Origin of the sequence: Mucilaginibacter hurinus (genome assembly GCF_003324525.1) — a bacterium.
Taxonomy (GTDB): domain Bacteria; phylum Bacteroidota; class Bacteroidia; order Sphingobacteriales; family Sphingobacteriaceae; genus Mucilaginibacter; species Mucilaginibacter hurinus.
The window spans coordinates 13,663-25,348 of the sequence record NZ_QGDC01000011.1 but is presented as its reverse complement, the minus strand read 5'-3'; the positions used below and the strand labels follow the sequence as shown (position 1 = coordinate 25,348).

The window sequence follows — 11,686 nt, the reverse complement described above, 5'->3', positions numbered from 1 at the left end:
GCTGTCAGTTAAATATAACCCAACAACGGTTAATGTTATATGGCAAACGCATGAGTTAACGCCACAGTATAAACTGCTGTTATTTAAGGTAAGGATTTGCCGGAATATTAAGCAATTTATATCCGTCAGCCTTTAGTGCCTGCAACACTTTATCATCGGGTAGCTGTTTAAAAACTATTGTGGCAAGCACCTGGCCGGGTATTAGTCTGAATTTTACAAGAGTATCCATCAACCATTTCTTTTTGCGGATAGCATCAAATGTTTTGTTGCCTCTTTCAGCCGGCTGCCCGTCTACCCCGGCGAAATAAAAATTGGGATTTATATGTTTGAAGGCCACCATAGGCAAATTAATTCCGGCAGCAAACTTTTCAAATTCACGTTCAGATACTTTATATACAAAATTACCTACCGGCTCATATGAAAAGCGGTTTTTCCAGGCTTTCTTTAATAAATTTGAACTGGATGAAAGCAAGTTGGTGATTAGCAGCAACGCCGGCATTTTTGATACCGGGTCTTGCGGCTCAATTATCATAATACCGTTTTTGGCAACCCTTATCATTTCATACAAAGCCGCATAAGGCCGTGGGAAATGATGATATGATTCTTTACATAAAATGTAATCAAACGAGTTTTCAGGATATGATAATTTCTCGGCATTTTCAGCCGCATATTCTTCAATAATGCCTTCTTGTTTGGCTAATTGTAAAAAGTCGCCGTTTAAATCGGTTGCCACAGCTGAAGCACCTTTTGATAACAGGTATTGCGCATCAAAACCATAGGCGTCGCCAATGGTGAGCCACCGCCTGTCGGAACCTTTCAGCAATGGATCAATACACGAAAAAAATATTTGCTGCAGCCAATCGTTTATGCTTTGCTTTCCAGCAATTTTGGCTTTGCGATATACAGCCAGCTTTGATTCCTCTGTCGGAAATCGCTGGTTGTACCAGTCGCCATGGCGGTCGTAACTTTCTTCGTGAAACATTTGGCAAATGTATTATTTATAAGGTAAAAAGCTATAAGACCCGAGCTGGTATGTATTTAATACGGGTGATGTAACAATACTCGCATGCCTGCATCAAACAGTATATACTGATACGTCATGCGCTACTTCTTATGCATAATTTTACCCCCATTAGCTGTATTAACCACGGGCCGCATAGGTGCATTTATATTAAGTGTTATACTTACTATTTGCTTCTGGGTGCCTGGCATCATCCATGCCATACTGGTAACCAATGATCATTATGCCTCGCGCAGGCACAAACAGTTGATACGGGTAATGAGGAAAACCTCATGATCCTGCACAGGTCGCGCACTGCTTACAATGTGATATCCTTGTCAGTTATCATTTCATCAAGTCACGTTGTCTTCAATGCATATAAACCAATACCCCTATCTGCAATCACTCTTGTTTACCCAGTTCAGCGTCAATTTTGGTTTTCTTACCATCCGAAGTATGTAAAGCCGTTTTAGTTTTTACTGTACAGAAGTGTATAGTAAACACTAACCTTACAGATGCCAAATCGTTAAAAAATGTTCGGATGAAAATATACATGTAACTATACAGCAATTATTTTGCATTATATGTTATATATTTCAAAGATCAAACTTTCAGATTGATTAACAATTAATTATAAATTTAATTATTTTCTCTGGACAATACATCAAAGCTAAGTTCCAGGTGTTTATAGGGACACAACCGGTATCCGGTGGTTAAAACAAAAAATAAAAGGCGATTTTCGGATCAAATGTTGATTAAGGCAGGCTATGAAAAAACTATTCTACCTGGCGATTACACTATCGATATTTACGAGTTGCAAAAAAGAACTGGATAAACCACAACTACCTACAAAACCTGTAACGATAATTAAACCTGTTTCTCCCGGCGATGCAAAATTATTAAGTACATTACAACAAACCCCTGTTAACTACAATCCAAAACCGCAGCTTACTACGGTGAGCGTTTCAGGCACACAGCTTAATTTGACTTATAATCAAAATGTAAAATTATTGATTGACGCCAAGCGTTACATCAGCGCTTGGTACGTTGTATTCAGAGAAGATTATGCAAGTACTGCATTTGCAGATTTTGATTTTACAACAACGCTTGCCTGGGGCGCAACCGCCGAAAATTGGGTTCCGGATAATATAAAACAAATAGATCATACCGTTAGAGACACAGTTATAGGTAATACCAAGGTGATTAAACTTTCTTTTAACCGTACGCTCAATTTTTACAAAAAATATGAGACTAATGCACAGGCTATTGAAAAAATGTCCGCTTTAATAGGTAAACAAGAACGCATAAAGTTTTTAACAAGATATCAACCTGATACCGATACAACGCGTTACGATGAAGCTGTTGTGGATATAATTTATACAGGCGCCGGGAAATAATATGCCACGCTATCCAAACTGAAGTTCAGGTAATGCGTCAGGTACTGTCACTATTGAATTTATATTTATAAATTCACATCACGATAACCCTGTACCTGCGCAATGCTAAGAATTATACTGGCGAAACTACTTTTGGCTATGGTGCCATTTGCTGTAAAAGCAAATGCCCCGGCTGATAGTTTGCTAAAATTGTTGCAAATCGCTAAAAGTAAACCTGGTTACAGCACTGATACCTCCAGCATTGGGCTATTTAACAAGCTCTCGGCATACTACCGGTACAACAATACAGATAGTTCTCTTTACTTTGCCAACAAGGCACTGTTATGGTCAAAAAAAAACAATCATCCCATTGGCGAAGCAAATTCACTCAATAATTTAGGTTGCGCCTACTATATTAAAGGGTCATTTTTTAAGTCGCTTGAAGCAGCATCGCTGTTGATGGATATAAGCCATAAAATTAATTACAAGCCCGGCTTTGCTAATGTGCACCAATTACGCGGGCTCATATTTTTATCACAGGATGAGTTCAATGAAGCAAGTATAGAGTTTTGGAAGGCATTAAAATTTTATGTCCAGCTTGATAACAAGGCCAGCATTGCACGCATGTATTTTAACATTGGCTTATGCTATGACGAATTAAAGCAACCGGAAAAAGCCTTTAAATACCTTGATAAAGCGATACAGGCTGGCCGGATAGCAGGCGATAAACATGTAATTTCAATGGCCTATAACCATAAGGGTGAAACTTATTTTCATAAAAAAAACTATGGGCAAGCTCTTTTACACTATCAAAAAGTGTTATCAGCACCCTATCAAAACAAATGGGAAAATGCATTTGCATTATCCGGCATAGCGCAAACCCGCTACGTTTTGGGTGAGTACAAAGAGGCAGTAGCTATGGCCAAAAAAAGTGCCGACCTGGCATTAGGCATAAACAGTGCCTGGGATGCGGCCCGTGCCTTAAAAATACTTACGCAAAGTTATGCTGCTTTAGGCGACTATAAGCAGGCTTACCACTATAATGTAATTATGGACAGGTATAGTGACAGCGTGATGAATGATACCCAAAAGAAGAAGATAGATTACCTACAGTTAAAGGAACAGCGAACAGATAATTTGCGGCTGCAAAAAGAAAATGAAATACATAAGCAAAAAATAGACTTTAACCGCCTTCTTATTGCGGGGATTGGGGTGCTGGCTATATGCATAAGCATTTTTGCCGTGGCTATAAGCCGCAGCAATATTCACAAAACATCACTCAATAAAAAACTTGAAAGAAGAAACAAATCCATTGCTCTGCAAAAAGAAGAAATATCCAGGCAGAATGACAAACTTGATCAGCTGATTCACACCAAAAATCAGCTATTTTCAGTAATAAGTCATGATTTGCGAAGTCCGTTTTATTCAGTATTGCAAACCATGGAGCTTGTACGATCAGGCGAACTTACTGATGAAGAGCAGGAATTGGTATTTGACAAATTTCATGAACAGTTAACCGGCGTTACCGGCATGGTAAACAACTTGTTACTGTGGGCTAACAGCCAGCAGGAAGGATTAAAAAGTAAAGCGGTAAAATTTGATGCCACTGCGGTAATTAACGAACTCATACCGGTTTATGACCACATTGCTGCTAACAAAAATATAAAGATAGTACACCACGCTGACCGGGAAAGAATTGTTTTTGCAGACGTAGATCACCTTAAAATTATTTTGCAGAACCTTATTGGCAACGCCGTAAAATTTACACAGAATGATGGCCATGTAGCCATTGATTATTTTGAAGAAAAAAATTTTCAGGTTATACGTATTACTGATGATGGCATTGGCATTACGCCCGAAAAGATGGAAAAACTGTTTAAAGTAGTTGGAAAAGAAATAAGCGGATACGGCACAAACAAGGAAGCAGGTGCCGGTATTGGCTTATTATTAATAAAACAATTTATTGAAGCCAACAAAGGTAGGCTTGAAATTAACAGCAAACCGGGCACGGGCACCCAGGTACTCGTTTATCTGCCCGCTGCTAAATAATATTTTGGATTGAATAGAGATGGCCGTTTAACGAAAACTCATCACCCCTACGTTTGCCTTTCAATTGCAGACCAATAGGCGACGCAGGCGAAACAGCAAAATACACTTGGCCATCTACGTTTAATGTGCCCGCGCTAATGGATAAATAAAAGTTGCCTTTATTGGTAAATATTAAACTGCCTGCTTCGGCCAAAGGGCTGGTATGCGTTGGGTTTATAAAATTCAGCGCTACCTTGAGTTTGTTAGCCTCATTTAATTGTGCCACGTTCCTGTTCTCTTCCTGCTGTGCCATTTCACGGCCCGTTTCGTATTTATCGCCGGCGCTGCTTTTGGTATCGTCTTTACCAGCTTGCTGCGCGGTATTTATTGCTTGTTGTGTAGTATTTATGCGCGATTGCACATAGCTCAGACATGCGTTATAAAGCTTTTGTTTAAGTTGTAACATGTATATAGCCTTTACCAAGTGTACAAAAAATAAGAACCCCCATGCACTCGCTGCCGGGGGCTCTCAACCTAAACCTTATCACATATGTAAGAAATTAACTTACATAGCATTATAACGCATGAAATACGCCATAATTATACAAACCTAACCAAAACAAATTAATGTATTGCAATACAGCAATTTAATTTTTTTTAATTATCATTTGCAGAAACTTTTTTAACCCCTTAGCAGGTCACAATAACTTTAAAAAAAAGATGCGTCTTGCGGCACAACTGTGTGGAATAAGAAGTTTGGTTAACGCTTTTCAACCCTATCGTAAAACCCGCCAAAAGAATTGAGCTTTACTGCATCTTCCCTAAAAAAATCGCCGGGGAAACCTAAGGATATTGCACTTGCCTCGTCCAGCTTTTGCAGGTGAGCGGCGGTTAGTTCAACATCAATAACTTGCAGGTTATCCTCCAGTTGGCTCACCTTAGTTGCGCCCACAATAGGTATACATGAAAAATTCTGCTGGCGCGTCCATTGCAACGCTACGTTACCGGGTGAAATGCCTAGTTCGTCGGCTATCTCTACTACCGCTTTTGTTATCCTTACGCTATTATCATTAAGGCGGTTACTTTCGGGCTTTATACGCCCGTGTTCACCTCTTAAATACTTACCGGTAAGTGCACCACCTGCCAGCGGTGCCCACGGTGTAACCGTCATACCATAGTGTTTTGCCATGGGTATAAGCTCTCGCTCGGGCGTGCGCTGTAAAAGGCTGTATTCAACCTGCAAAGTAATAAACTGGCTCCAGCCCATTAACTCCGCCAGTGTGTTCCCTTTTGCTACTACCCATGCCGGTGTATCACTTATAGCAGCGTAGTTTACTTTTCCCTGGCGTATCAAATCATCCATCGCACGCAATACTTCATCAATAGGCGTTATATCATCCCATATATGCAGGTACAGCACATCAATAAAATCTGTTTTTAAACGCTTAAGACTTTCCTCAACACTGCGTAACATGTTTTTACGGTTATTGCCTGACGCATTCGGATTGGTTTTGTTATCATGCAAACTGTATTTAGTGGCCAGCACAAAGTAATCGCGGTCACGGTTGCTTATGTATTCGCCCAGTATTTTTTCACTGGTGCCCAGCTTATAAATATTAGCGGTATCAATGAAATTCCCTCCGGCATTAGTAAAGGTATCTAAGATGCCAAAACTTGTGTCCTTATCCGCACCCCATCCATTCTCGGTGCCAAAACCCATGGTACCCAGGCACAATTCAGAAACTTTTAAGCCTGAACGTCCTAATAATTTATATTTCATGTTAGTTTGAATTTAGTCAACGTTTATTTTGCAAGTGCTAAACATTAAAACCCCTTTTATACAAGTTGTTTGGTATCGTTAAAAACTTTTTTTGTGCCAAAGGCATTATATTCAAAGTTAACCGTTACATGCCGTTATGAAAATAGTACCTATCAATAAAGATATAGATGCAGATGAGTTTTATAAGGTTTTGCAAAGCCAGCTAAACCCCTTGTTTCAGCAACGACGGATGGAAGATATCCGTCTTAACATAATCAGAGAGGGGAATGCATTACTAATAGTACAACCCGAACTATATGAGGGATATTTGTTTAAACTGATAGCAAATGACAACGCGCTGGAAGTGCATGAGAGCGAACATTACGTAGACGATGTTAACGCGCTCACCATTAACGGCATACTTGATGAGTTATTTACAAAATATTTAGGCGGCACCACTCCGCAGCTTTAATTAACTGTGTATCCAGCTGAACTTGTATTCAAGCATCGGATTTTTCATCCTGTCGGCTACACGCAATAAACGTTCGGGCAGCTTAACTAAGTAATCGCGTGCTTTTTCTGCTTCCTCATTAAGGTCTGTGATACTCTCAATATGCCAGTCTTCTATTAGCTCTTTTAATATATCCACATAATCAACAGCGGTGTAAATACCCAATCGTTGGGCAGCATCAGTAAAGTGCCCGAATGTTTGACCTATTTTTAAACCTATCTCACGCAAAAAATGTGCAGGCATTACAATTTTTTTACGCATCATGTCTTCAAACGCCAGCATAGCCTCACTCGCATCTACCTCAAATATCTTTTCGATAAAATATTTATATGCTTTTGCATGGCGTGCCTCATCAGCAGCAATTACGCCGCACATTTTTGACAAAAGTGAGTCGCCATATTTTTTGGCCTGAGATGCTACCCTGCGGTGCGATACATTGGTAGCCAGTTCCTGAAATGAGGTATAAATAAAGTTACGGTAGGGATCAGTCCCGGTACCTATATCAAATCCGTCGGCTATAAGGTACTGGGTTGACACTTCCATCATCCGCATATTAACTCTGCCTGATAAGTATAGGTATTTATTCAGCAAATCGCCATGCCTGTTCTCTTCGGCAGTCCAATAACGGGTCCATTTCATCCAACCGCCTTCTTCATCTTTAGAGACGCCTTCAACCATAGTAAGCCATGACTCATAGGTTGGCAACGCTTCTTCAGTAATGGTGTCGCCTATTAATACCGCAATTAAATCATAAGATAATCCTTCAGCACTTTCCTGTAATTCCTTTATTTCATCAAAGAAAGTATCTCTTGAAGCGTCGGGTAAAAAATCGGCTGGTTGCCAGATGGTATCTATCGGCTTCAAAAAATCATTCATGCTCTCCAGCATGTATTTTTCGATGTGCGACATTACTTCCCGTCTTTTTTCTTCAAAAAATCTCATAATTATATAATATGGTGTAAAGTTAGTGAATTAACCCAACTTATGGCACTACTTTTAGTCGTAACTAACCGCAAGTTTTAGAACACTCTGGTAGACTCTGATCTAGCCCTTTTACCCCCAACAACCTAATCAAATGTGTAATTGTTTGGGGAATTAATTTTTCCACCGCCCATAAAGTGAGGAAAATTTTTCCGCAGTATATGGAAATGCCACCCCAAAAATCATAATGTTGATGTGTAGTCAGCACCCCGGAGATAAATTACAAACTGAGAATTTAAACGGTAATCGCGGTAATTTACTTCAACATTTACCTTAATCTCACCAGGAATACGCACAAATTGATGGTTTGCTTATTTTATTTGATCTTTTAAACGCCGCACGTTATGTTTTGCCTGCAATTGGATTGCTTTTTGTAAATGAGAGGTGATTACAGGAGCCATTTTATACGAATAACTTTCTAACATGGCCCGATTTATTAACAAGCATGACAGGTTGAAATTTTAAATTCCTAAATTTCACATATCGAATTTAACGCGGTTCCATTATTATCATTTAATATTAAATAATGTTTATTCAAATTACTAAAGAAGAGTTTGCACGGGAAATATCAAAAAAAGCCTGGTATCAAACTAATAACATTATCTGGTCAACCATATTTCTTTATCCTTTGTTTAGCATAGTTGATTATATTTATGCTAATGACCTTTTTTACCAGTTTTTGATTGTCAGGTTCACTACTGTATTTGTAATTTATATACTTTATAACTTTTTCCAGTCAAAAAAATACAACTACCGGGCTTTATTGCATATCGCGCTGTTCATTCTCTCAACAACAGCAGCACTGTTATGTAACATGGTTCCTATTGAATCGTTAAATGTTTACTTTTTACTATACGCCATAATTATATTATTTTTTAATCTGCAGGTTTTTTGGGAATCATTCAACTCTGTTATCCAGGTATTAATAGCCATGCTGCTGTTGGCTATATTCTTTAACATATTTAATGAGTATAGCCTTGACCTGGTGATAAGTAATGGCGGGCAGTTCTTCTTTATCGTGGTATTTGTTTCATGTCTTATACCGCATGCGCGGCATAAAGTACTAACCCGCGAAGTCCGGTCACAAATACTCATCGCTAAATCAAACGAACAGTTAAAAGAACAAAACCGCGACATTAACGAGAAGAATAATATTATTGACATGCAGTATGAACAACTGCGCAAACTGGATGAGCAGAAAAACAGCTTCATTAATATTGCCGGCCATGACCTTAAAAACCTGATAGGCTCTATAATCATGAGTAATAACATGGTTAAAGAGGAAGACTATCGCCTAAGCAGCGACCAGAAAGAGTATGTTGGTTACATTACCGAATCTGCCGAAAAAATGCAGTACATGCTTAACAAGCTGATGGATGTTAAAGAAATTTCATCGCCTGAGATGAAGTTTAACATGGAGATATTTGACGCGAATGCCGAAGTTCAATACGTATTTAAAGGACTTGTTGAAACCGCTCACATGAAAAACATCCATTTGGTAGACAATATTTTAAAACTACCTTTGAATGTGAAGCTCGACCGTGTATTTGCAGGACAGGTATTTCAAAACCTTTTATCAAACGCCATTAAGTTTTCGCAAACCAACAACAATATCAAAGTAGTAACCAGCTTACAACGCCAAAAATTTGTTTTTGAAATCATAGACGAAGGCATTGCCATAGGCCAGGAAGAATTAGATATGATGTTTAACAAGCTACGTACGCTGAATGACGTATCTGATTCAAAAGAAAGCCGGCTGGGCCTGGGCCTCTCCATAGCCAAATTGATGGCGCAGGAAATGGGTGGCGATGTTACCTACCGCAGTGATGATAATGGCAACTATTTTAGAGTAGAATTTTCCGTAATAAATTAACCCTTACAACTCGATGAACAGACTTTTTACCTTATTGGCCCTTGTGTTTCTTTTAACTAAGGCATCATCGGCACAAAGTATAGTAACCTTTAAATCCATGGGCCACAATGACAATGCTATCTTCGGCATGAGTGGCGCCACATCCTACTTTTTAAGGATAAGCCCGCTTGTTGAAATAAATGGCAGCAAGTTAGTGATATACTTTGAGCCCTCACAAGCGCTGATAAAAGAACGCTCTTTTATCAATTTGCTTATAAACAATGAGCCGGTATACAGCGGACGCCTTACTAAGGACTCAATACAACGGGTTGCAGTTAACCTGAGCAGGGCTGATATTTCACCTGATAAGTTCCTTAAAATCCAGGTAAAAACCCTGTTAACCATAACCGATGACAAGTGTAAAGATCTTGACAATCCGGCTATGTGGATAAAAGTGAAAGGTTACTCCTATCTATCATTATTAAAAAGCAATAAAAACTTTTTTAATAACGTAAATATCAGTAACTGCTTTGAGTCAAAAACAGCCATTGTACACCCGAGCAACCCAAGCTTAAAAGACTTAAAAGCGGTAGCATGGGCATATTCACGCCTCAAGAAAACGTCGAGTAAAAATATTTCGGTGTTTGAACAAGGTAGATTACCCGATAGCGTGAAAAACTATATCATGGTTGGCTCATTAGGTTCATTACCTGGCGACAAACGCAGCCTTATAAAGGTAACTCCGCAAGGCAACCAGGGCTTATTTTATTTACACAAGTCTGTTACTTCGTTTGTTGATACCGTGGTTAACATGGTGAGTGTTAAAGGAAAAATTGTACCGGTTAAAACGGTATCGGCAAGCGCGGTACCTAACGAGATATTATTTATAACAGCTAATGATGATGCCGGCTACGAGAAAAGCATCACAGCGTTAGGCAATATGAATATCCTGAATTCTACCTTCGGCGATTACCTGTTCATCGACAAGGCCGAAAATTCATATTTCCAAAACATTGACGAGAGCCGCTCGAAACTGTCAATCAAACAAATTGGCGGTGCCAGCACATTTGTATCAGGTATAGGCTCGTTAAAAACATCATACAACTTTAAAAACAGCGACTTTAGTTTCACTCCTAAAGAGGTTGAGATACGCTTTATAGGTTTATACAGCGCCCTTAACCCTGGCGACCGTGGCTTTTTCAACGTATACCTTAACGGTTTATTAATAAGCAGCGAAAAACTTGGTGCTTCGGGCAAATTAAATACTGCCGTTACCATTAACCGGTACCAGCACCATAAATACAATACGCTGGAAGCGGAGTTCAGATTTTACCCAAGCAGTGGCAACTGCCATAACAGCTTCACCAATTTCTTTGCTGAACTGGATGTTGACAAATCGTACTTGTCATCAAAAAACCCATTTGTTACCAGCGATTTGAGTTTTTACCAATATCCCGAAGCATTTAACAGCGGCACTACACGCATCATTGTAAGTAAGGAGTATGCAAAGTATGCCGCAGGTGCTTTAGGTGAAATTATATACGAGTTAAATAATAACATCAATTCAAATAATTTCCCTGAGATAGTATATTCCGACGGAATGGATAACGGGGATCTTAAAAAATTCAACATCATCGCCCTGTTATCAAAAGAAGACCCGTTGATGAAAGAGTTTCCGGATGCGCCAATCAAATTCGACCAGCAGTTCCGTTTATATAATGCCGATAACAGCACAGTGGTTTACTCACTTTCAGACAGTGTGTCAAACGGTTTGGCGCAAATTTTTTATGGCCGCAGTAATAACGCAACGCTGGTGTTAACCGCTACAGGTGCACGGCCGGCCGAAGCATTTTTAGCTGTATCACGCTCTATAACCGAGCAGCTTTCAACATTGTCAAGCAACGTATGTATTTCTGATGTAAACCAGAACAAATACCTGTTTAACATCAACAAGTCAAGCGAAAACCTGGAGTATATAGATACCAAAAGCGACCTGGCCAAGTTTTGGGATAGCTATAACTTATATATCCTTTTGGGCATATTGATACTGATCCTGTTATCATTCCTTTATGTACGTTCAAGAGTTCAAACTTCACAGGACCTGTTTAACGAGTAAAAATCATCTACGGGGAATTACCTGCACAAGGTAATTCCCTGTTTCCTATTATTTATCTGATTT

The 11,686-nt window shown here is 39.2% G+C and carries 10 protein-coding genes; 6 read left to right on the top strand and 4 right to left on the bottom strand.

Annotated elements, in window-relative coordinates; genetic code table 11:
* Positions 1-79: 79 nt before the first annotated feature.
* Positions 80-982, bottom strand: a complete 903-nt coding sequence (locus DJ568_RS16540; RefSeq protein WP_114006418.1) for a class I SAM-dependent methyltransferase — start codon at positions 980-982, stop codon at positions 80-82.
* A gap of 117 nt (positions 983-1,099) precedes the next feature.
* Between DJ568_RS16540 and DJ568_RS16535 the strand changes: the two genes are divergently transcribed.
* From DJ568_RS16535 to DJ568_RS16525, 3 genes are all read left to right on the top strand, one after another.
* The gene (locus DJ568_RS16535; protein ID WP_114006417.1) at positions 1,100-1,297 is read left to right on the top strand and encodes a YqaE/Pmp3 family membrane protein; all 198 of its coding nucleotides are present in this window, start codon (positions 1,100-1,102) and stop codon (positions 1,295-1,297) included.
* A 470-nt stretch (positions 1,298-1,767) separates the two neighbouring features.
* Positions 1,768-2,397, top strand: a complete 630-nt coding sequence (locus DJ568_RS16530; protein WP_114006416.1) for an eL20 family ribosomal protein — start codon at positions 1,768-1,770, stop codon at positions 2,395-2,397.
* 102 nt (positions 2,398-2,499) lie between these two features.
* Positions 2,500-4,425 (top strand): tetratricopeptide repeat-containing sensor histidine kinase, encoded by a 1,926-nt coding sequence (locus tag DJ568_RS16525; RefSeq protein ID WP_114006415.1) that lies wholly within the window; start codon positions 2,500-2,502, stop codon positions 4,423-4,425.
* Here the strand turns inward: DJ568_RS16525 and DJ568_RS16520 are convergent.
* A complete protein-coding gene (locus DJ568_RS16520) occupies positions 4,418-4,870 on the bottom strand; it encodes a 3-oxoacyl-ACP synthase (protein ID WP_114006414.1) in 453 nt (150 codons plus the stop codon). The two genes, DJ568_RS16525 and DJ568_RS16520, sit on opposite strands and share 8 nt — an antisense overlap.
* A gap of 294 nt (positions 4,871-5,164) precedes the next feature.
* On the bottom strand, positions 5,165-6,184 hold the full coding sequence (locus tag DJ568_RS16515) for an aldo/keto reductase (RefSeq protein ID WP_114006413.1): 1,020 nt from the start codon (positions 6,182-6,184) through the stop codon (positions 5,165-5,167).
* Positions 6,185-6,320: 136 nt separating this feature from the next.
* Here DJ568_RS16515 and DJ568_RS16510 point away from each other — a divergent pair, with 136 nt between their 5' ends.
* Positions 6,321-6,635 (top strand): hypothetical protein, encoded by a 315-nt coding sequence (locus DJ568_RS16510; protein WP_114006412.1) that lies wholly within the window; start codon positions 6,321-6,323, stop codon positions 6,633-6,635.
* Here the strand turns inward: DJ568_RS16510 and DJ568_RS16505 are convergent, their stop codons facing one another.
* On the bottom strand, positions 6,636-7,616 hold the full coding sequence (locus DJ568_RS16505) for an acyl-ACP desaturase (RefSeq protein ID WP_114006411.1): 981 nt from the start codon (positions 7,614-7,616) through the stop codon (positions 6,636-6,638).
* 565 nt (positions 7,617-8,181) lie between these two features.
* On the opposite strand from DJ568_RS16505, the gene DJ568_RS16500 reads away from it, so the two are divergent.
* Positions 8,182-9,528 carry a sensor histidine kinase gene (locus tag DJ568_RS16500; protein WP_114006410.1) on the top strand — a complete coding sequence of 449 codons (1,347 nt, stop codon included), beginning with the start codon at positions 8,182-8,184 and terminating at the stop codon, positions 9,526-9,528.
* A gap of 13 nt (positions 9,529-9,541) precedes the next feature.
* Positions 9,542-11,623, top strand: a complete 2,082-nt coding sequence (locus DJ568_RS16495) for a cellulose biosynthesis cyclic di-GMP-binding regulatory protein BcsB (RefSeq protein WP_114006409.1) — start codon at positions 9,542-9,544, stop codon at positions 11,621-11,623.
* Positions 11,624-11,686: the final 63 nt, after the last annotated feature.